Here is a 21,214-nt window from a genome sequence, read left to right as displayed (position 1 = left end):
AGAGGGGGTGACGTCCGGCCGTGTCCGCTACCGGTTCGGTTGAGGAGCTGGGTGCGCTGTCGGCGCGTGCCCGTGCCCTGGCACTGCTGCGTGTCCGCGGCAGGGCCACGGCCGTGGCCATCCTGCCCGCCGCCGCAGCCGTCGTGCTGCTGGTCGCCCAGGCGCAGGGGCGGCTCGACGGCGGCGCGTGGGACACGGTGCTCCTGGCCGTGACGGCCTGCGCCGTCATCGTGCTGCTGCTCGCCGCGACGGTCACCGTCGCGGTGGCGCGGGCCAGGCCGGCGGTCAGCCCGACGGTCGCCCTCACGGAGGAGGCGGCCCCCGATCTCTACCGGCTGGTCCGGGAGCTGGCCGACCGGCTCGACGTCCCGGCGCCGTCGGCCATAGCGCTGACCCCGGACTGCGACAGCTGGCTGGAGGACCGTACGCATCCCGCTGCCCGGACCAGGGCGACGGGCCTGGCCAAGGGGCTGACGGGCGGCAGGCGCGGGCGGCGGGTGCCGGCCGCGCCCGTGCTCGTCATCGGCTCGCCCTTCCTGTGGTGGATGCGGGTCGCCGAGCTGCGGGCCGTGCTCGCCCCGGTCGTCGCGGGCACGGGGCCGTCCGCGCACCCCGACATAGCCGCCGCCCGCCGTTTCGTACGCGGCCTGGACGCCGTGGTCGCCGACGCCTCCGCGCCCGGCCAGGGCTTTCTGCGCCGCGTCCCGTCCGCCTTCGCGGGGTCGGTCGCCAGGATCCTGCTGCGCGGCTGCCGCGGTCACGCGGCGGAGATGGAGCGCTGCGTCGCCGCAGCGGCCTCGGTGCGCGCCCAGGGGGTGGACTACGGGCTGCGGATCGTCGCCCAGGAACAGGTCGGCCTCGCCTACGCGGGCTGGGACCGGCTGCTGACCCGGGTCGCGCTGCCCGCCTGGCGGATGGGCCGCTGGCCCTCCCGGCTCGACGCGGGCGTCGTCTCGGCCCTCACCGAGCTCTCCCGGCGCGACCGGCTGGCCGAGGGCTTCACCTCCCGGCTGGGGGAGCGCCCCGCCTGCGACCTCCTTGAGGAGCCGGGCGCCGCCGACGAGGCGGCCTCGCTGCTGGCCGCGCGGCTCTTCCACGGCGGCCCGGCGGAGACGGGCCCCGGCTGGTCCCCGGTCGACTGGCAGCAGTATCCGGACGAGGTCGTCGACCGGAAGTGGCGCACCGAGGCCGCCCGTCTCCACCGTGTGCTCGACGCCATGGGCGTGTCCGTCGGGGCGAGGGGGCCGGGCACACCGGCGGCCGACGGCCCCGCGGTGCCCACGCTGGCCCGCGTCATCGACCACCTCACCGCTCCGGGCGGCAAGAGCGAGGAGCTCGCCGCCGGCATCGGCGCCGCCGTGGCGCGTGACGAGGCGGGGGCGGCCACCCCGCCCGGCACGGACGGCGCGAAGGCCGAGTCGGGCGCGACGCCCGCCGTCGATCCCCTCGACGCCTGGGGGTCCGTCCCGCTCCCGCTCTTCCCGCTCCAGCCGCCGCGTACGGGCACGGAGCTGCTCGCCGACCACGTCGTGGCGATGGTCTGCTGCGCGGCCGTGGACACGGCGGGAGCGGCGCCCGGTCTCGACTGGCTCGACGGCCCGGCGCTGCTGGTCGACGGCGGACGCAGGACGGATCTCGGCGGGCCCGTTCTCAGTCTCGTCGAGGACGGTGACGCGGAGCCGCTGCGGTCCTGGCTCTCCACCGTCGGCGTCCGCGTGGACAAACCCGTACGTCTGGTCTGAACGGCCGTGCGTCCATCCGAACGCCGAGATGTCCCTCGTACGCCCCCAATAGCCGGAAGAATGCCTTCCGTTCCCGCCAATTCGCGACGAACGGTGACGGAGTGCATGCGGGATGTGATGTGCTGGGCACCGGCGTCGGCGTCCCGCGCGGCAGAGCGGACGCGGGTGGGTCGGCGCGGCCGAGCTGTCCGGGGGACGAGGGAGGGGAGCGGTATGGGGGCGGATCAGATCAGGCGATGGGAATCGGGTGCCCTCGCGCATGCCGTGAGCGACCCCTTCGGGCAGGGCCCGTTGCCCTGGCTGCGGGGCAGCGAGAACTACTTCGACGACACCGGCCAGGTGGTGCCCTGGTACGCCGACCCCGATCTGGGCCGCGGCGGGGTGGGCGGCGGCACCCGTACCGCCGACGACGTGCGCCGGCAGATCAAGGGCTTCGTGTCACCCGGTGCAGCGGCTCCCGGGGAGGCGATCGACTTCCACATCACCGTCGACCCGCCCCAGCAGTTCTCCGTCGACGTCTACCGCATCGGGCACTACGCGGGCGACGGCGCCGCCAAGATCACCACGAGCCCACGCCTCTCCGGCATCGTCCAGCCGGCGCCGCTCACCGCCGAGCGGACCGTCTCCTGCCACCACTGGTGGCTCTCCTGGCGCCTGCAGATCCCCAGCTACTGGTCGGTCGGCGCGTACGTAGCGGTCCTGACCACCGCCGACGGGTACCGCTCGCACATCCCCTTCACGGTCCGCGACGACCACCCGGCGGACCTGCTGCTCCTGCTCCCCGACATCACGTGGCAGGCGTACAACCTCTATCCGGAGGACGGCCGTACCGGCGCCAGCCTCTACCACGCCTGGGACGAGGAGGGCCGGCTGCTGGGTGAGGAGGACGCCGCCACCACCATCTCCTTCGACCGTCCCTACGCGGGCGCGGGTCTGCCCCTCCACGTGGGCCACGCCTACGACTTCATCCGCTGGGCCGAGCGCTACGGCTACGACCTCGCGTACGCGGACGCCCGCGACCTGCACGCGGGCCGGGTGGATCCCAGCCGCTACCGCGGTCTGGTCTTCCCCGGTCATGACGAGTACTGGTCGGTGCCCATGCGCCGCACCACGGAGCTCGCGCGCGACACCGGCACCTCGCTCGTCTTCCTCTCCGCCAACACCATGTACTGGCAGGTCGGCCTCTCCCCGTCGCCCTCCGGTGTCCCCGACCGCCTCCTCACCTGCCGCAAGCGCAGCGGTCCGGGCAAGTCCGCGCTGTGGCGCGAGGTCGACCGCGCCGAACAGCAGCTGCTCGGCATCCAGTACGCGGGCCGGGTCCCCGAGCCGCATCCCCTGGTCGTGCGGAACGCCGGGCACTGGCTGTGGGAGGCCACCGGGGCGGGGGAGGGCGACGAGCTCGACGGGCTGGTCGCCGGCGAGGCCGACCGCTACTTCCCGCGTACGACGCTGCCCGAGCACGAGAACCGCATGCTGCTCGCGCACTCGCCCTACCGGGACGGCGACGGCGCCACCCGGCACCAGGAGACCTCGCTCTACCGGGCCCCGTCCGGCGCGCTCGTCTTCGCCTCGGGCACCTTCGCGTGGTCGCCGGCCCTGGACCGCCCCGGTCATGTCGACTCCCGGATCCAGCGGGCCACGGCCAATCTCCTCGACCGGATCTGCAAGCGCGACTGAGTGGGCCGGGACGCCGCGGGTGACCCCTGGCGGCGCGGCCCGTGCGCATGCGGGACAATCGGACCGACTCCTGGATCAACCTACGCGGAGGCAGCGTGTCCGGTTTCGTAGAAAAGCCCGAGCCCGTGCAGGTGCCGGGGCTCACCCACCTGCACACCGGCAAGGTGCGTGACCTGTACCGGAACGAGGCGGGTGACCTCGTGATGGTCGCCAGTGACCGTATGTCCGCGTACGACTGGGTCCTGCCCACCGAGATCCCCGACAAGGGGCGGGTCCTCACCCAGCTGTCGCTGTGGTGGTTCGACCAGCTCGCCGATCTCGTCCCGAACCACGTCCTGTCGACGGAGCTCCCGGCGGGGGCACCTGCCGACTGGGCGGGCCGCACGCTGATCTGCCGGTCGCTGCGGATGGTTCCCGTCGAGTGCGTGGCACGCGGCTACCTCACGGGCTCCGGCCTGACGGAGTACGACGCGGCGCGTACGGTCTGCGGCATCGGTCTTCCCGAGGGTCTCGTCGACGGCTCCGAGCTCCCGGCCCCGATCTTCACCCCCGCGACCAAGGCCGCGGTCGGGGACCACGACGAGAACGTGTCGTACGAGGAGGTCGCCCGCGAGGTCGGCGCCGAGACGGCGGCCGTGCTGCGGCAGACGACGCTCGCCGTCTACGGCAGGGCCCGTGACATCGCCCGTGCGCGCGGGATCATCCTCGCCGACACGAAGTTCGAGTTCGGCTTCGCGCCCACCGCGGACGGCGGCGAGGAACTGATCATCGCGGACGAGGTGCTGACCCCGGACTCCTCGCGCTTCTGGCCCGCCGCCACGTGGGAGCCGGGCAAGGCGCAGCCCTCGTACGACAAGCAGTTCGTCCGCGACTGGCTGACCTCGCCGGCCTCCGGCTGGGACCGCCACGGCGAACAGCCGCCCCCTGCCCTGCCGCAGGAGATCGTCGACGCGACCCGGGCCAAGTACCTGGACGCGTACGAGCTTCTGACCGGCAACGACTGGCCGGCCGCACCGCAGGCGTAACGGCAGAAGGCCCCGGTCACGAGGACCGGGGCCTTCTTGCGTGGAGCGAACGACGAGGTTCGAACTCGCGACCTCAACCTTGGCAAGGTTGCGCTCTACCAGCTGAGCTACGTTCGCATGCGCCGCAGCGCGCTGCCTACTATACCCAACCTCTCTCGCGGGCGAGACGCACTGCCGCATGACGGTTCTCCGCACCGAGTTTGGACACCGCCGCCGACAGGTAGTTGCGCACGGTCCCCTGCGACAGCGACGCCCGCTCCGCGATCTCCGCGACCGGCGCCCCGTCCACGGCCAGCGCCAGCACCTCGGTCTCCCGCACGGTCAGCGGGGAGTTCCCCGCGGAGATGGCGTCGGCCGCCAACTCCGGGTCGACATAGCGGTTTCCCGCGTGCACCGTACGGATGATCTCGGCCAGCCGCCGGGCGCTGACCGTCTTCGGTACGAACGCCCGGACGCCCGCCGCGAGAGCCCGCTTCAGATGGCCCGGCCTGCCGTGACTCGTCACGATCATGGTCCGGCAGCCGGGCAGGCCGGTGCGCAGCGATGTGGCGACCTTCACACCGTCCGCCCCCGGCATCTCCAGGTCCAGGACGGCGACATCGGGCTTGTGCGCCAGCGCCATCGCGAGCGCCTCGGGACCGGTCGCCGCCTCGGCGACCAGGACGATGTCGTCCTCCAGCGCGAGGAGGGCGGCCAGGGCGCCCCGGATCAGATGCTCGTCGTCGGCCAGCAGGACCCGGACGGGCGGTCGCGCGGATGTCATCGTTCCTCCAGCGGGGACGGTACGGGTTCTCGGGTCGGCACGAGCAGCGGCACCGTCGCCGCCAGCCGGAAGCGGCCGTCACCCGTCGGGCCCGCCTCCAGTGAACCGTCCAGTGCGGTCAGCCGTTCCCGCAGGCCGTTCAGCCCCGAGCCGCCGGGGGCGACGGCCGTGTCCGGCGGCACCCCGTCGTTCTCCACCACCAGGCTGACCTCGCCCGGTGCCGTGCGCAGACGGATCACGCACAGCCGGGGATCGCCGTGCCGCAGCACATTGGTGGCCGCCTCCCGCACGACCCAACCGAGCGCCGACTGCACCGGGGCGGGCAGCCGCCCGACGCTCCGGGAGTCACCCTCCTCGACGGAGCAACCTATTCCCGCGGCCCGCAACACCCCCTGCGCACCCGCCAGTTCCGTGCACAGGTCGGCCTCGCGGTAGCCGCGTACGACATCGCGCACCTCCTGCTGGGAGACGCGGGCGATCCGCTGTACCTCGACCATCTGGTCCATGGCCGCGGGCTTCCCGCGCTGCGCCAGCTCCACGGCCAGCTCGCTCTTCAGCGCGATCACCGCCAGATTCCGGCCCAGCACGTCGTGCATGTCCCGGCCGAACCGCAGGCGTTCCTCGGCGACGGCCAGCCGGGTCTCCACGTCCTGGGCCTCGCGAAGTTTCGACATCACCCCCAGCGACCACGCGGACAGCCGCACGGTCAAGGCGATCAGCGCGCTGGTGAAGGCCACGCCGACGAGTGTGGCGAGCATGGAGCCGCGAGTCCCGCCGGCCAGCGCGACCCCGCCGCACACGGCCGCCGAGAGCAGCACCTGGAACGCTCCGGACGCCCACAGGGGCACGACGAGGACGAACGACGTCATGAACGGCACCACCGAGGCACCGAGGGCCAGTTGCAGCTCGGGGAACTTCTCGACGCCGGTGTACGCGCCGAGCGCCAGCAGGCCGGTCGTGTTCGCGGCCAGCAGGACGGCGCCGAGCGTGAACAGCCGCAGGTCGACGACCCGCCGGCCCAGATAACGGTCGAGGGTCCGGGTGACCAGGGGTGTTCCGACGGCGACCTGTCCGACCGCAACCAGGATCGTCCCGGCGATCAGCACGAACGGTGCGTCCGACTGCCGTACGGGCCGGGTCACCGACAGCAGCACCTGGGACAGGACGGACATCCACACCAGGGAGTGCAGGGTGCCGCGCGTATAGAGATCGATCTTGTCGTAGCCGCTGCGGTTCTTCCATCCCCGCACCCGCGCCCTCACCCACACCACGGTGCTCCCGCTCCCCTCCGCCTCTTCCGGACTCCGCCCGACCCGACGGCGACGGTGGCAACTGCTGCGACGGCGGCTGCTGCGACGGCGGGGGGAGAGTCCTCGGTGGTCATGACTCAAGACTTCCGTCGGATCACGGCCGGGAACAGTGCGCACTGTCACCACTGCCCATGACAAACGTCATGGGTCGACGACGGACACGACAAAGGCCCTGATCGATATCGATCAGGGCCTTTGAACACGAGCGGACGACCAGGTTCGAACTGGCGACCTCAACCTTGGCAAGGTTGCGCTCTACCAACTGAGCTACGTCCGCATTGCTACCACTCGGCTTTCACCGGTGGAGCGGTCACTACTGTACCTGATCCACGAAGTGGTCCGGTAAGGCAGTGCAGAGCGGGTGACAGGAATTGCACACTGCGCCTTCCCCCTGGAAGGGGGATGTTCTACTACTGAACTACACCCGCACGCTGCTTCGGACCGGGCCTTTCGGCCTTGCCCTTCGGCGTGCTCCAGACTCTAGCCGACCTGCGGGGGTGTTGTGCAAGTCGGCTCCCCGGGGTGTCGTTCCGGCGGGTGCCGGAGGCCGTAGCGGAATGGATCATTCCGGGCACGGCTCCCGGCCGACGCTCAACTGGCGGCCTGGAACGCCTCGTAGACCTTCTTGGGGATCCGGCCCCGGGCCGGCACCTCCATCCGGTGCGAGCGGGCCCAGGCGCGCACGGCCGCCGGGTCGGGGGCGAGGGACGTGTGGTGGTACGACACCGGAGCCCTGCCGTGCTTGCCGGTATTTGTCTGCTTTCGGCCGGCCGCCACGTAGGGGGCCAGGGTCTTGCGCAGTTTCTCTGCGTTGGCGGGATTGAGGTCGATCTCGTACGAGTTCCCGTCCAGGGCGAAGGTGACCGTTTCCGCCGCTTCTCCCCCGTCGATGTCGTCGGAGAGCGAAACCACTACGCGCTGAGCCACGGATATCGGTCCTTTCCTACGGCATCGTCGCGTCTGACATGCGCCGATGACGGCCTTCCGGCTGTTAGGCGGATACGGATCGACTGGTGTCGACTGTTCCGGGGCAATCGTGCTTTCCCCGGTAATCATTTGTACAGCGGCGGGAGCCGCATTGTGAAGCCCGGGCAATTGCATCCGCGTGTCCGCATGCAATCCGGGTGAAGATTTTTTCCAGGATTTTCCCTGTCCGTTGTCGCGGTCGATATCTCACCGTGATCCCTTCCGTCCGATATCTACCCGCGTAGAATTTCTGGCCAGGTACGCTGAGTGGACCCGCGGGGATCTGGGGAACCCCTCGGAGACACAGCCGCACCACACCACCGGGAGTGCCAGTGGCACGCGTCGTAGTCGACGTCATGCTCAAGCCGGAGATCCTCGACCCGCAGGGACAGGCTGTGCAGCGCGCACTGCCCCGTCTCGGCTTCGAAGGAATCGCGGACGTACGTCAGGGAAAGCGTTTCGAGCTCGAGGTCGAGGGTCCGGTCGACGCCGCGGCCCTCGCCCGTATTAACGAGATGGCCGAGACCTTCCTCGCCAACACCGTCATCGAGGACTTCACCGTCAAGATCGAGGCGGACGAGAAGGCCGAGGAGCCGAAGTGACCGCTCGTATCGGAGTCGTCACTTTCCCCGGCACGCTCGATGACCGCGACAGCCTGCGGGCCGTCCGGATCGCGGGTGCCGAACCCGTATCGCTGTGGCACCGCGACACCGACCTGCACCAGGTCGACGCGGTCGTCCTGGCGGGCGGTTTCAGTTACGGCGACTATCTGCGGGCCGGCGCCATCTCACGTTTCTCGCCGGTGATGGGGACCGTCATCGAGCAGGCGAAGGCCGGCATGCCGGTCCTCGGAATCTGCAACGGCTTCCAGATCCTGACCGAGGCGCACCTGCTGCCCGGCGCGATGCTGCGCAACAACCACCTCCACTTCATCTGCCGCGACCAGAAGCTGCGGGTGGAGAACGCGGAGACGGCCTGGACCTCGGACTACACCGCGGGCCAGGAGATCTCCGTACCGCTGAAGAACGTGGACGGCCGGTACACCGCCGACGAGCGCACGCTCGACGAGCTGGAGGCCGAGGGCCGCGTCGCGTTCCGCTACTCCGACGTGAATCCGAACGGCTCGCTCCGCGACATCGCCGGCATCACCAACGCCGCCGGCAACGTCGTCGGCCTGATGCCGCACCCGGAGCACGCCGTCGAGCCGCTGATCGGCACCGGTCGCACCGACGGACTCGGTTTCTTCACCTCGATCATCAAGAAGCTGGTCAACGCATGAGCCTGGACACGGTCGAGCACGCGGCCGAAACCCCGGACGCCGAGCAGCCCTGGAAGGACCTCGGCCTCAAGGAGGACGAGTACGCCCGGATCCGCGAGATCCTGGGCCGTCGTCCCACCGGCGCCGAGCTCGCCATGTACTCCGTGATGTGGTCCGAGCACTGCTCCTACAAGAGCAGCAAGGTCCACCTCAAGCAGTTCGGCGAGAAGGTCCCCGAGAACGACGCGATGCTCGTCGGCATCGGCGAGAACGCCGGTGTGGTCGACGTCGGGCAGGGCTACGCGGTCACCTTCAAGGTCGAGTCGCACAACCACCCCTCGTACATCGAGCCCTACCAGGGCGCGGCCACCGGCGTCGGCGGCATCGTCCGCGACATCCTGGCCATGGGTGCACGCCCGATCGCGGTCGTCGACCCGCTGCGCTTCGGTGCGGCCGACCACCCCGACACCCGGCGGGTCCTGCCCGGCATCGTCGCGGGCATCGGCGGATACGGGAACTGTCTCGGCCTGCCGAACATCGGCGGCGAGGTCGTCTTCGACGCCTGCTACCAGGGCAACCCGCTCGTCAACGCCGGCTGCATCGGCGTGATGAAGCACGAGGACATCCACCTCGCCCAGGCCTCCGGCCCCGGCAACAAGGTGATCCTGTACGGCGCCCGCACCGGCGGCGACGGCATCGGCGGCGTCTCCGTGCTGGCTTCGGAGACCTTCGACGACACCAAGCCCACCAAGCGGCCCGCCGTCCAGGTCGGCGACCCGTTCCAGGAGAAGCTCCTCATCGAGTGCACCCTGGAGATCTTCAAGGAGAAGCTCGTCGCGGGCATCCAGGACCTCGGCGGCGCCGGGCTCTCCTGCGCCACGAGCGAGCTGGCCTCCGCGGGCTCCGGCGGTATGCGCGTCGAGCTGGACACCGTGCCGCTGCGCGACTCCTCCCTCTCGCCCGAGGAGATCCTCATGAGCGAGTCGCAGGAGCGCATGTGCGCGATCGTCGAGCCGCAGCACGTGGACCGCTTCATGGAGATCTGCGAGAAGTGGGATGTCATCGCCACCGTCATCGGTGAGGTGACCGAGGGCTCGCAGCTGGAGATCTTCTGGCACGGCGAGCAGATCGTGGACGTACCGCCGCGGTCCGTGGCCCACGAGGGCCCGACGTACCACCGGCCGTTCGCGCGGCCGTCCTGGCAGGACGCGCTGCAGGCGGACGACGCCGGCAAGCTGGCCCGTCCGGCGAACGGCGCGGAGCTCCGCGAGCAGGTCCTGCGGCTGGTCTCCTCACCGAACCAGGCCTCCAAGTCCTGGATCACCGACCAGTACGACCGCTTCGTGCAGGGCAACACCGTGCTCGCGATGCCCGAGGACGCCGGCATGGTCAGGATCGACGAGGAGTCGAACCTGGGCGTGGCCATGGCGACCGACGGCAACGGCCGGTTCGCGAAGCTCGACCCCTACACGGGCGCACAGCTCGCGCTGGCGGAGTCGTACCGCAACGTCGCCGCGTCCGGCGCCAAGCCGCTCGCCATCTCGGACTGCCTGAACTTCGGCTCCCCCGAGGACCCGGACGTCATGTGGCAGTTCGCGGAGGCCACCCGTGGTCTCGCGGACGGCTGCCTGGAGCTCGGCACCCCGGTCACCGGCGGCAACGTGTCGCTGTACAACCAGACCGGTGAGACGGCGATCCACCCGACGCCGGTCGTGGCCGTCCTCGGCGTGATCGACGACGTCACCCGGCGCACCCCGGTGGCCTTCGCCGAAGAGGGCCAGCTGCTCTACCTGCTGGGTGACACGCACGAGGAGTTCGGCGGCTCGGCCTGGTCCGAGGTCGTCCACCAGCACCTCGGCGGGATGCCGCCCAAGGTCGACCTGGGCCGCGAGAAGCTGCTCGGCGAGATCCTGATCTCGGCCTCCCGCGACGGCATGATCGACGCGGCGCACGACCTCTCCGACGGCGGCCTGATCCAGGCGGTCACCGAGTCCTGCCTGCGCGGCGGGAAGGGTGCCCGGCTGGTCGTCCCGGACGGTCTGGACGCGTTCACCTTCCTGTTCTCGGAGTCGGCCGGCCGTGCGGTCGTCTCGATTCCGCGCAGCGAGGAGCTCCGCTTCAACGACATGTGCGGTGCGCGGGGTCTGCCCGTGGCCCGGATCGGTGTCGTGGACGGCGACGAGATCGAGATCCAGGGCGAGTTCAGCATCCCGCTGAGCGAGCTGAGCACGGCTCACGAGGGGACCCTGAGGGGTCTGTTCGCCTAAGTTCTGCCTGTACCGAAGCCCCCGTCCGGGTCGACCGGACGGGGGCTTCGGCGTTCTCACCGGAAACATGTTGATCGATGTTACGTAATTACGTAAGGTTGTGTTCTGTGGAGCTTGAGGAACGTGTCGCCGAGCTGGAACGCCGACTGGCGGTGCTGGAGCGGGCGGCGGACGGCGGGCCGCCGAGCCTGGGCGTCGGGGACTTCTGGGCGCTGGACGGGCTGAAGGACCAGCTCGAACAGGTCGGGGACGCGGCGGCCGACGGCGGGGTGCTGTTCACGGGCGCGGTGCGGATGCCCGCCGGGGAGCGTTACGAGTGGCAGTACGGCGCGCTCACCGCGGGGCTCCTGGGATCCGACGAGGACCGCCCCGACTGGGCGGAAGCCGCCGAACCCCTGGCCGCGCTCGGTCATCCCGTGCGGCTGCGGCTGCTCCGCGAGATCCTCGCGGGCCGTCGTACGGCCGCCGAGCTGGCCGGCCTGGACGAGACCGGGACGACCGGGCAGATCTACCACCACCTGCGCCTGCTGACCGGCGCGGGCTGGCTGCACACGACGGGCCGCGGGCGCTACGAGGTGCCGGGCCCCCGGGTCGTGCCGCTGCTGGTGGTGCTCACCGCGGCCCGGCCCTGACCGCACACGCTCGTTGCGAGGGGAACGCCATGTCCGTACGCAAAGCCGCCGTGATCCTGTACCGCTACTGCTGGATCGTCTTCGTCGCGTTGGTGCTGGTCACCGCCTTCACGGGGCCGTTGGACCCGTTCGTGCTGGTGTTCGTGCCCGCGGCGGCGGCCGTCGTCACCGGTCTCGCGCTGAGCCTCGCCGGCCGTACGGACCTGACGCGGGCCCGGCCTCCGGTGGAGGTCGGCCCGCCGGTGGCGGGGCGCTGGACCGCGCTCAACAGCCCGGCCGACAAGGTGCCGAGCCACGGCACGCACGCCTACGGACAGGCGTACGCGATCGACATCGTCGCCGAACCGGAGGAGGGCGGCCGCCCGCCGTTCCGGTGGCTGTGGCCCGTCGCCCGTCCCGGCCGCGACTTCCCGGCCTTCGACGCCACCGTCCTCGCGGTGGCGGACGGCACCGTCGTACGCGCGGGCGACCGGCAGCGCGACCACCTCAGCCGGAACTCCGGCCCGGCGCTGGCGTACCTGCTGGTGATCGAGGCCTTCGTCCGTGACATGGCCGGCGCGCGCCGGATCGTCGGCAACCATCTCGTGCTCGACCTCGGCGACGGCACGTACGCGGCGTACGCGCACCTGCGGCAGGACTCGCTCCAGGTGAGGGCGGGGGACACCGTCCGGGCCGGGCAGCAGCTCGCCCGGTGCGGGAACTCGGGCAACTCCACCGAGCCGCACCTCCACTTCCAGCTGATGGACCACCCGGACTTCGACACGGCCCGCGGAGTTCCCTTCACCTGGCGGGGCCTCGGGATCCCGGCGAACGGCGAGGCATTCGTGACCGACGAGGCCTCCGTACCGGTTGAACAGCCCGGCGCGACGTCCGGGCACCTGGGGAGGCCGGGGCCGGTGGCACAGGAGGGCGCTGTCGGACCCGCCGATTAGTCTCCCCTCATGCCACCGGCCAAGAAGCGCCCTCGCGCGTACGACTTCTCCAGGACCCGGACCGCGGTCCTCGCCCAGTTCGGCCATGTGCGGGAAGCCGTCCGGGCCCTGACGCCCGAACAGCTCACCGGCCCGGCCGGGCCGGGCGACCGGACGGTCCGGGACCTGGCGGCGCACCTCGCCATGGCGGTCGAGCGCGTCAATCTCGGTCTGGAGCTCCCGGAGCCGGCGGGCGGCCCGAAGCCGCAGCTCACGCTGCTGGAGTGGCCGTTCTCCGCAGCCGAGGCCGCCGGCCGCGTCACCGGCGACCCGGCCCCCGCTGGGCAGCGGTCCGACCTCGGCGCGCTGTACGAGGAGACCGCCACCCGGTTCGCACAGCTGGTGCCCTCCGGCGCGGGGGACCGGCTGGTGGCGACTCGGGCGGGCACCATGCGGCTGGGCGACTTCCTGGTGACCAGGGCCGTCGAGCTCGTCATCCACACGGACGACCTCCACCGGGCGACCGGACTCGACATCCCGTACGACCGTCAGGCACTCGCCGCGTGCACCCGGTTGCTCGCCGACGCGCTCGCCGACCGGGCGCCCGGCGGGTCCGTCGAGGTGCGGGTCCCGCCCTTCGCCGTCGTCCAGTGCATCGGCGGCCCGAAGCACACCCGGGGCACCCCGCCCAACGTCGTGGAGACGGACCCGCTCACATGGATCCGGCTGGCGACGGGCCGTGCGGAGTGGACGCGCGAGCTCGAGGACGCCAAGGTCAGCGCCAGTGGCGAGCGGGCCGACCTCGCCCCGCTGCTCCCGCTGACGGGCTGAGGGGAACCGGATCGACCGGTCGATCCGTCCCATGGCCATGTACAAACAACGTATGGCCGTCAGCGCCCTGGCCCTCCTCACCCTCACCGCCTGCGGTACGGAATCGGGCTCCGGATCAGGATCCGGAGACGGTAGCGGCACCGTGCGGACGGACCTCGCCCTCAGCGGTGTCCACTGGAGCGTGTCCTCCCTGACCGTCGACGGGAAGAAGACCGCCGCACCGGCCGGTGCCCATGTCGAGATCGACGCCGAGGGCGGTGCGAGCGGCAATCTGGGCTGCAACCGCTTCACCGCCGATGCCCGTGTCGAAGGCGAGAAGGTCACCGTCGGACCGGACACCACCACGGACATGGCCTGCGAGGAGGACGTCCAGCGCTTCGAGGAGGCGATGGGCCGCACGTTCAGCGGTGAGCTCGTGGCCGCCGTCGCGGGCAAGGGGGACCACAGGACCCTGACGCTGACCACGGCCGGGGGCGACACCATCGCCCTCGCCTCGCAGCCACCGGCCCCGCTCACCGGAACCACCTGGAAGGTCACCGGGCTGGTCTCCGGCGGCACCGCCTCCTCCCTGCCCCCGGGCGCGGAGGACAGGGCGCACCTGACCCTCGGCGAGGACGGGTCCGTGGAGGGCAGCCTCGGCTGCAACTCCTTCCACGGCGAGGCGACCGTCTCCGGCTCCACGATCACCTTCGGCCCGCTCGCCTCGACGCGGAAGATGTGCCCCGGCCCCGAGATGGATCTGGAGCGCGCGGTGCTCGCCGTCCTCCGGGGGAGGACGACGTACGGGATCCAGCACCGCACGCTGTCCCTCACCGCGGCGGACGGCAAGGGACTCGGAGCGTCGGCCCCGGCGGCCGGGAAGTGACCGCCCGTGCGGGTGCGGAGCGTCAGGAGGCCGTCGGATACGGCAGCAGACCGGCGTTCGTCCGCTCCCACGACGCCCGCAGCTCGGCCAGCAGCCCGGGCTCGGCCGCTGCCCTGTCGGCCTGTTCCCGCTGGTCGTCGGCCAGCTGGAACAGCTGGTCGGCACCGCCCCTGCCCCGGTAGTACTTCCAGTCACCGCGCCGCAGCGCGCGCTCCCCGCGCACCCGCCAGAACAGGTCGCGCTCCTCCGGGGCCTCGTCCCGCAGCAGGTATCCGGCGAGACTCGTCCCGTCCAGCGGATAGGCGGGATCCGGGCGGGCCCCGCCGAGCTCCAGCAGGGTCGCCGTCCAGTCGGGCGAGAACACCGGCAGGTCGCTGACCTGGTTGCCGTCGATACGGGCCGGCCAGCGCAGCACCGAGGGGACCCGGATGCCGCCCTCCTGGAGCGAGCTCTTGTTGCCGGACAGCGGCCAGCTGTACGAGAACCGCTCCCCGCCGTTGTCGCTGGCGAAGAAGACCAGGGTGTCCTCCTCCTGGCCGGAGTGCTTCAGGGCCTTCAGCACCTCGCCGACCGAGCGGTCCAGGTCCTCCACCATCTCGGTGTACTTCTCGACCGAGCCGCCGTCGGCGTTCCACAGGGCGCCCCGGTCACCGGCCTTGATCCGGCGGACGATCTCGGCGCTCTGCTCGGTGTCCCCGTCCGCGATCCACGGCCAGTGCGGGGTGGTGAAGTTCAGGTTGAGGAGCCAGGGCCGGTCGTGGTCACGCTGTACGTACTCGCTCGCGCGCTCCGTCAGGATCCGGGTGTAGTAGCGGAGGTCCTTGTACGCGGCGTCGCCCTCGTACAGGTCGTACTCACCGCCGAGGCCGAGCTTCGAGTAGTACTCCAGCGCCCCGCCGAAGTTCCCGAAGAACTCGTCCCAGCCCGACCGGGTCGGGCTGTAGTCGGGCAGGTATCCGCAGTGCCACTTGCCGATCAGCGCGGTCGAGTATCCGGCCCCTCGTAGCAGGGACGCCAGCGTGGGGTGCGTCGGTTCGAGACCCACCGACCGGTCCGCGATGGGCTCCGCGAGCCCGCCCTTCGTGCGGCCCGGATAGCGCCCGGTGTAGAGGCTGAACCGGGTGGGGGAGCAGGTGGCGGATCCGGAGTACGCGTCCGTGAACCGCACCCCCTGGCGGGCGAGCCTGTCCAGATTCGGGGTCCGGATGTGCGGAGCACCGTACGAGGAGAGGTCCGCCCAGCCGAGGTCGTCGCCGAGGACGAACAGGATGTTGGGGCGGCGCCCGTGCCTGCCGCGGGCGGCGCGGAAGGGCTGCTCGCGCGCGGCCCCGGCGGCGGCCGCTCCGGCCGGGCCGGGAGCGGCGGCTGCCGGGATTCCCGCGGCGACGGTCGCCGCGGTGGCGCCCACGGCGGTACCGAAGGCGCGGCGGGAAAGCGACGAGGGCGAAGGCTGATGTGAACTCGTGTTCGATTCAGGCGCGTGGGACGGCATGAGGTCTCCTCGGCAGGCCTCGCGCACGGGCCGGAGCGGCGGGCGCGGGCAGGGGGAAGTGGCGGGACCGTCAGGAGGGGCGCACGGGATCGCGTGCCCGAACATGGACGGGGGGAGGCGGGGGGAGCCGGAGCCGATGCCCGGATCCGGGACCTGCCGGCAGGACGCGGATCCGGGACCTGTGTCGGCAGGGCGCGGCGGTGACCGGAGCGTGCGGCGGATCAGGGGCTACGGCGTGCGACGCCCAGGAGGCCGCGAACCACGGAGTGCGGTGCTCGCGGTGCCAGGAACCACGGTGTCCGCGGTGCCAGTGGTCACGGTGCTCGCGGTGTCAGGAACCACGGTGTCCGCGGTGTCAGTGGTCACGGTGCTCGCGGTGCCGGGAACCACGGCGCGCGGCGCTCGCGGTGGCGTCAGGCGCGGCGACAGATGGCGCTCGCGACGCGACCCAGATCGACGTGGCGGCGCTCCACGAGCGTGACCGAAAGATCACCGAGGGGCTGCATGGGCCAGGAGCCTGCCAATGAGCCATGCGCCTGTCAACGCCGGTCTCGCACTGCGGACGTCTCCCCGGGCGCCCCGGCCCGGTCCACGACGGCTCCACCGAGGCCCCAGGGTGTGAGGCTCGCCACGAAACGAGCGTTCGGTCACGCGTTGCCCCCGCACCCCCGCCGGTTCACCCGGCGCCATGACCGAGTGTGCCGGTACCGGTTGCGGCCGCAGGCCGGAACCGGGCGGTAACCAGGCGCGGATCCGGGCGGGAGCGGCTTCGCGGCCCCGTCGGCACCGTCCGCCCGCCCGGTCGCGATCACTCCCCGTGACCGTTCGACGCGTTCCTGGCGGCCCCCTCGGGACCACTCCCGCGCACGTCCGCGGCGCTTCGGCGGCCCCTTCCCGGCGGCTCCCCAATTCGGACCGGTGGTCGATCTCGCCTACACTCGGTGCCGTGCCTCGTGGTGATGGACGACTCAACCACGACCTGCTCCCCGGAGAGAAAGGCCCCCAGGACGCTTGCGGCGTCTTCGGTGTCTGGGCTCCGGGCGAAGAGGTCGCCAAGCTCACCTATTTCGGACTGTATGCCCTGCAGCACCGTGGACAGGAGTCCGCGGGCATCGCAGTGAGCAACGGGTCCCAGATCCTTGTCTTCAAGGACATGGGCCTGGTCTCGCAAGTCTTCGACGAAACGTCTCTGGGATCGCTCCAGGGCCACATCGCGGTCGGCCATGCCCGCTACTCCACCACCGGTGCCTCGGTGTGGGAGAACGCGCAGCCGACCTTCCGTGCCACCGCGCACGGCTCGATCGCCCTGGGCCACAACGGCAACCTGGTCAACACGGCCCAGCTCGCCGAGATGGTCGCCGACCTCCCCCGCAGGGACGGCCGCGCCACCCAGGTCGCGGCGACCAACGACACCGATCTGGTGACCGCGCTGCTCGCCGGCCAGCGGGACGAGGACGACAAGCCGCTCACCATCGAGGAGGCCGCCGCAAAGGTGCTCCCCGAGGTCAAGGGCGCCTTCTCGCTCGTCTTCATGGATGAGCACACCCTCTACGCCGCCCGTGACCCGCAGGGCATCCGCCCCCTGGTCCTCGGCCGGCTGGAGCGCGGCTGGGTGGTGGCCTCCGAGTCCGCCGCCCTCGACATCTGCGGTGCCAGCTACGTCCGCGAGATCGAGCCGGGCGAGCTCGTCGCCATCGACGAGAACGGCCTGCGCACCTCTCGCTTCGCAGAAGCGAAGCCCAAGGGCTGTGTCTTCGAGTACGTCTACCTGGCCCGCCCCGACACCGACATCGCCGGCCGGAACGTCTACCTCTCCCGCGTGGAGATGGGCCGGAAACTGGCTGCCGAGGCTCCCGCCGAGGCCGATCTGGTCATAGCGACGCCGGAATCGGGCACCCCCGCGGCCATCGGCTACGCCGAGGCGAGCGGAATCCCGTTCGGCGCCGGACTGGTCAAGAACGCGTACGTCGGCCGGACCTTCATCCAGCCGTCCCAGACCATTCGCCAGCTGGGCATCCGCCTCAAGCTGAATCCGCTCAAGGAAGTCATCAAGGGCAAGCGCCTGGTGGTCGTCGACGACTCGATCGTCCGCGGCAACACCCAGCGCGCACTCGTCCGGATGCTCCGTGAGGCCGGTGCCGCCGAGATCCACATCCGGATCTCCTCCCCGCCGGTGAAGTGGCCCTGCTTCTTCGGCATCGACTTCGCGACCCGCGCGGAGCTGATCGCCAACGGCATGACCGTCGACGAGATCGCCACCTCCATGGGTGCCGACTCGCTCTCGTACATCTCGCTCGACGCGATGATCGAGGCGACGACGATCGCGAAGCCGAACCTGTGCCGCGCCTGCTTCGACGGTGAGTACCCGATGGAGCTCCCGGACCCGGAACTGCTCGGCAAGCAGCTGCTGGAGACCGAGCTGGCGGCCGGCCCCGCCGCGACCGCGGCGGCCGACGCGCTGCGTCGTCCGTGACCCGGACCGACCGGCGTCCCCACCAGCCCCGTATTCCCACACGAAAGATCCCGGGCAATGTCTGAGACAACAGGTGCTTCCTACGCGGCGGCGGGCGTCGACATCGAAGCCGGTGACCGCGCCGTCCAGCTGATGAAGGAGTGGGTGAAGAAGACGCGGCGTCCCGAGGTCCTTGGCGGCCTGGGCGGATTCGCCGGCCTCTTCGACGCCTCGGCGCTCAAGCGCTACGAGCGCCCGCTGCTCGCCTCCGCCACCGACGGCGTCGGCACGAAGGTCGATCTGGCCCGGCAGATGGGCGTGTACGACACCATCGGCCACGACCTCGTCGGCATGGTCGTCGACGACCTGGTCGTCTGCGGTGCCGAGCCGCTCTTCATGACCGACTACATCTGTGTCGGCAAGGTGCATCCCGAGCGTGTCGCGGCCATCGTGAAGGGCATCGCCGAAGGCTGTGTCCTCGCCGGCTGCGCACTGATCGGCGGGGAGACCGCCGAACACCCGGGACTGCTCGGCCCCGACGACTTCGACGTCGCGGGCGCGGGTACGGGCGTGGTCGAGGCCGACCGGCTGCTCGGCCCGGAGCTCATCCGTAAGGGTGACGCCGTCATCGCGATGGCGTCGTCCGGTCTTCACTCCAACGGGTACTCGCTCGTGCGCCACGTGGTCTTCGACCGGGCCGGCTGGGCCCTGGACCGCGAGGTCGAGGAGTTCGGCAGGACGCTCGGCGAGGAGCTCCTGGAGCCCACCAGGATCTACTCCCTGGACTGCCTGGCGCTGACCCGCACGACCGAGGTGCACGGCTTCAGCCACGTCACCGGCGGTGGCCTGGCCAACAACCTGGCCCGGGTCGTCCCGGACGCGCTGCACGCCACGGTCGACCGCTCCACCTGGACGCCCGGAGCGGTGTTCGACCTGGTAGGCAAGGCCGGACAGGTCGAGCAGCTGGAGCTGGAGAAGACGCTCAACATGGGTGTCGGAATGATCGCGATCGTGCCGGCCGACTCGGTGGACGCGGCCCTGACGACGCTGGCCGACCGGGGTGTCGACTCCTGGGTCGCCGGCGAGATCACCGACCGGGGCGCACACACCACGGGTGCCGCCCTGACCGGCGGTTACGCGCGGTAGGAATGGTCACGACCGTCGGTCCGGCGCCCACCGGACCGACGGTGACGTGATCGCTCACCCGTCCGGACCGGGACAGCACAGAACCCGGTCCGGGCAGGCCCGGACCGGGTTGATGTGTCAGCGCGAGGTCAAGCGCCGCGGCGCTGTGACGACGGACCGGACTGGTCGTCCTCGTCCGCGTCCTCGTCGTCGTTGTACTGATCCGCGTACTGTGCGTACGGGTCATCCTCCTCGTCGTCATCCTCGAACGGCTCGGCGTTCGGTGGTTGACTCGAAGGTGATGCGCCCAGCTCATTGGCCAGACGCGACAGATCAGTCCCGCCGCTGCTGTACTTCAGCTGACGGGCGACCTTGGTCTGCTTGGCCTTTGCCCGGCCGCGCCCCATGGCTCGACCCCCTCGGTGACGGGGCTCGACGGCCCCAGAGTCTTGACACGCGTTCATGTTTCAGGACGGACTCTCGGTTGAGAGACCGCGCCCGTGGCTTTAACGGTACCTGCTTCCTCGGCCATACGGTACGCCGCCCACGTCACGTGCCTCCGCGCAGGACCGCAGAGGAGCCCGTCCTCGCTGGTCAACCGCGATTTCAACCTCTTCCGGACGGCCGACCCGCCGACCGGCGTGAGTCTTGTCTCCCCGCTCCCGCGCGGGCCGCGGAGGCGGTGTGTCACCGGGCCGCCGCACAGTCCGGTGACGCACCGCCGACCTCGCGGTGACGTGTCAGTGCCGCCGGGCTTCGGCCATCCGCTGCTCGGCGATCCGGTCGGCCGCCGCGGCCGGCGGAATCCCGTCACTCTTCGCACGTGCGAATATGGCCAGCGTGGTGTCGAAGATCTTCGCCGCCTTCGCCCTGCACCGGTCGAAGTCGAAACCGTGGAGCTCGTCGGCGACCTGGATCACGCCACCGGCGTTCACCACGTAGTCCGGTGCGTACAGAACCGAACGGTCGGCAAGGTCCTTCTCGACGCCCGGGTGCGCGAGCTGGTTGTTGGCCGCGCCGCACACCACCTTCGCGGTGAGCACCGGGACGGTCGCGTCGTTCAGCGCTCCGCCGAGTGCGCACGGGGCGTAGATGTCGAGGCCCTCGGTGCGGATCAGCGCGTCCGTGTCCACGGCCACGGCGACCTCGGGGTGCGGATCGGTGATCCGGCGTACGGACTCCTCGCGCACATCCGTCACGACGACCTCCGCGCCGTCGCTGAGCAGGTGCTCGACCAGGTGGCGGCCCACCTTGCCGACGCCCGCCACACCGACCTTGCGGCCCCGCAGCGTCGGGTCGCCCCACAGGTGCTGGGCGGAGGCCCGCATGCCCTGGAAGACGCCGAAGGCGGTGAGGACGGAGGAGTCGCCGGCGCCGCCGTTCTCCGGGGAGCGGCCGGTGGTCCAGCGGCACTCCCGGGCGACGACGTCCATGTCGGTGACGTAGGTGCCGACATCGCACGCGGTCACGTAGCGCCCGCCCAGCGAGGCCACGAACCGGCCGTAGGCCAGGAGCAGTTCTGTCTTCCGCCCGGCCTCGATCGTGTCCGGGTCGCCGATGATGACGGCCTTGCCGCCACCGTGGTCGAGGCCGGCCATGGCGTTCTTGTACGACATGCCGCGCGACAGGTTCAGCGCGTCCGCGACGGCCTCGGCCTCGGAGGCGTACGGATAGAAGCGGGTGCCGCCGAGGGCCGGGCCCAGGGCGGTGGAGTGGAGGGCGATGACGGCCTTGAGGCCGCTGGCACGGTCCTGGCAGATCACGACCTGCTCGTGGCCACCCTGGGCGGAGTGGAACAGGGTCTGCAGTACGTCGACAGGCACGCCGGTCACATCGGTCACTGTGGTGACTCCCAAGTACGAAGCGGCGGGGAAGACCCTCCTGAAGGTGGGGAGGGT

Annotated in this window: 19 protein-coding genes and 3 tRNA genes; 12 read left to right on the top strand and 10 right to left on the bottom strand. The window is 71.1% G+C overall.

Annotated features, from left to right (window positions below):
• Positions 1–20: 20 nt before the first annotated feature.
• The 3 genes from ACFWVP_RS12480 (at position 21) to ACFWVP_RS12470 (ending at position 4,444) form a co-directional block, all read left to right on the top strand.
• A complete protein-coding gene (locus ACFWVP_RS12480; RefSeq protein ID WP_384495986.1) occupies positions 21–1,742 on the top strand; it encodes a hypothetical protein in 1,722 nt (573 codons plus the stop codon).
• A 213-nt stretch (positions 1,743–1,955) separates the two neighbouring features.
• On the top strand, positions 1,956–3,419 hold the full coding sequence (locus tag ACFWVP_RS12475) for a N,N-dimethylformamidase beta subunit family domain-containing protein (RefSeq protein WP_384495984.1): 1,464 nt from the start codon (positions 1,956–1,958) through the stop codon (positions 3,417–3,419).
• Between the two features lie 95 nt (positions 3,420–3,514).
• Positions 3,515–4,444 (top strand): phosphoribosylaminoimidazolesuccinocarboxamide synthase, encoded by a 930-nt coding sequence (locus ACFWVP_RS12470; protein WP_384495982.1) that lies wholly within the window; start codon positions 3,515–3,517, stop codon positions 4,442–4,444.
• Between the two features lie 41 nt (positions 4,445–4,485).
• Here the strand turns inward: ACFWVP_RS12470 and ACFWVP_RS12465 are convergent.
• From ACFWVP_RS12465 to ACFWVP_RS12440, 6 genes are all read right to left on the bottom strand, one after another.
• Positions 4,486–4,561: transfer RNA gene (locus ACFWVP_RS12465), tRNA-Gly, on the bottom strand.
• Between the two features lie 22 nt (positions 4,562–4,583).
• Positions 4,584–5,207: a response regulator gene (locus ACFWVP_RS12460; protein WP_384495980.1), complete on the bottom strand. Its 624-nt coding sequence runs from the start codon at positions 5,205–5,207 to the stop codon at positions 4,584–4,586.
• On the bottom strand, positions 5,204–6,478 hold the full coding sequence (locus ACFWVP_RS12455) for a sensor histidine kinase (protein ID WP_384495979.1): 1,275 nt from the start codon (positions 6,476–6,478) through the stop codon (positions 5,204–5,206). Before ACFWVP_RS12455 ends, ACFWVP_RS12460 begins: the two co-directional genes overlap by 4 nt.
• Positions 6,479–6,721: 243 nt before the next feature.
• Positions 6,722–6,794, bottom strand: a tRNA-Gly gene (locus ACFWVP_RS12450).
• A 79-nt stretch (positions 6,795–6,873) separates the two neighbouring features.
• Positions 6,874–6,945: transfer RNA gene (locus ACFWVP_RS12445), tRNA-Gly, on the bottom strand.
• A gap of 163 nt (positions 6,946–7,108) precedes the next feature.
• Entirely contained in the window at positions 7,109–7,444 is a 336-nt protein-coding gene (locus ACFWVP_RS12440) for an Lsr2 family protein (RefSeq protein ID WP_384495977.1), read from the bottom strand.
• Positions 7,445–7,815: 371 nt separating this feature from the next.
• Here ACFWVP_RS12440 and purS point away from each other — a divergent pair, with 371 nt between their 5' ends.
• The 7 genes from purS to ACFWVP_RS12405 all read left to right on the top strand — a co-directional run bounded on the left by purS (position 7,816) and on the right by ACFWVP_RS12405 (position 14,247).
• Positions 7,816–8,085, top strand: a complete 270-nt coding sequence (purS, locus tag ACFWVP_RS12435) for a phosphoribosylformylglycinamidine synthase subunit PurS (protein ID WP_384495975.1) — start codon at positions 7,816–7,818, stop codon at positions 8,083–8,085.
• Positions 8,082–8,762, top strand: a complete 681-nt coding sequence (purQ, locus tag ACFWVP_RS12430) for a phosphoribosylformylglycinamidine synthase subunit PurQ (protein ID WP_384495973.1) — start codon at positions 8,082–8,084, stop codon at positions 8,760–8,762. Before purS ends, purQ begins: the two co-directional genes overlap by 4 nt.
• Positions 8,759–11,008: a phosphoribosylformylglycinamidine synthase subunit PurL gene (purL, locus tag ACFWVP_RS12425; RefSeq protein WP_384495972.1), complete on the top strand. Its 2,250-nt coding sequence runs from the start codon at positions 8,759–8,761 to the stop codon at positions 11,006–11,008. Before purQ ends, purL begins: the two co-directional genes overlap by 4 nt.
• A gap of 107 nt (positions 11,009–11,115) precedes the next feature.
• Positions 11,116–11,640 (top strand): ArsR/SmtB family transcription factor, encoded by a 525-nt coding sequence (locus ACFWVP_RS12420; protein ID WP_384495970.1) that lies wholly within the window; start codon positions 11,116–11,118, stop codon positions 11,638–11,640.
• Between the two features lie 29 nt (positions 11,641–11,669).
• The gene (locus ACFWVP_RS12415; protein ID WP_384495968.1) at positions 11,670–12,572 is read left to right on the top strand and encodes a M23 family metallopeptidase; all 903 of its coding nucleotides are present in this window, start codon (positions 11,670–11,672) and stop codon (positions 12,570–12,572) included.
• Positions 12,573–12,581: 9 nt separating this feature from the next.
• Positions 12,582–13,382 carry a sterol carrier family protein gene (locus ACFWVP_RS12410; protein WP_384495967.1) on the top strand — a complete coding sequence of 267 codons (801 nt, stop codon included), beginning with the start codon at positions 12,582–12,584 and terminating at the stop codon, positions 13,380–13,382.
• A gap of 52 nt (positions 13,383–13,434) precedes the next feature.
• On the top strand, positions 13,435–14,247 hold the full coding sequence (locus ACFWVP_RS12405; RefSeq protein ID WP_384495965.1) for an META domain-containing protein: 813 nt from the start codon (positions 13,435–13,437) through the stop codon (positions 14,245–14,247).
• Positions 14,248–14,269: 22 nt separating this feature from the next.
• Here ACFWVP_RS12405 and ACFWVP_RS12400 read toward each other — a convergent pair whose 3' ends face one another.
• Positions 14,270–15,739: a sulfatase gene (locus ACFWVP_RS12400; protein ID WP_384495963.1), complete on the bottom strand. Its 1,470-nt coding sequence runs from the start codon at positions 15,737–15,739 to the stop codon at positions 14,270–14,272.
• Positions 15,740–16,152: 413 nt separating this feature from the next.
• On the bottom strand, positions 16,153–16,245 hold the full coding sequence (locus ACFWVP_RS12395) for a putative leader peptide (RefSeq protein WP_359415444.1): 93 nt from the start codon (positions 16,243–16,245) through the stop codon (positions 16,153–16,155).
• Between the two features lie 440 nt (positions 16,246–16,685).
• On the opposite strand from ACFWVP_RS12395, the gene purF reads away from it, so the two are divergent.
• Both purF and purM read left to right on the top strand, forming a co-directional pair.
• Complete coding sequence (gene purF, locus ACFWVP_RS12390) at positions 16,686–18,212, top strand: amidophosphoribosyltransferase (RefSeq protein ID WP_384495961.1); 1,527 nt, start codon at positions 16,686–16,688, stop codon at positions 18,210–18,212.
• Positions 18,213–18,269: 57 nt separating this feature from the next.
• Positions 18,270–19,337 (top strand): phosphoribosylformylglycinamidine cyclo-ligase, encoded by a 1,068-nt coding sequence (purM, locus tag ACFWVP_RS12385; RefSeq protein WP_384495959.1) that lies wholly within the window; start codon positions 18,270–18,272, stop codon positions 19,335–19,337.
• A 128-nt stretch (positions 19,338–19,465) separates the two neighbouring features.
• Here purM and ACFWVP_RS12380 read toward each other — a convergent pair whose 3' ends face one another.
• Complete coding sequence (locus ACFWVP_RS12380) at positions 19,466–19,723, bottom strand: DUF3073 domain-containing protein (protein WP_033296941.1); 258 nt, start codon at positions 19,721–19,723, stop codon at positions 19,466–19,468.
• A gap of 333 nt (positions 19,724–20,056) precedes the next feature.
• Complete coding sequence (locus tag ACFWVP_RS12375; protein ID WP_384495957.1) at positions 20,057–21,157, bottom strand: Leu/Phe/Val dehydrogenase; 1,101 nt, start codon at positions 21,155–21,157, stop codon at positions 20,057–20,059.
• Positions 21,158–21,214: the final 57 nt, after the last annotated feature.

The organism is Streptomyces sp. NPDC058637, assembly GCF_042717325.1.
Taxonomy (GTDB): Bacteria; Actinomycetota; Actinomycetes; order Streptomycetales; family Streptomycetaceae; genus Streptomyces.
This window is presented reverse-complemented; position numbering and strand designations above follow the sequence as displayed.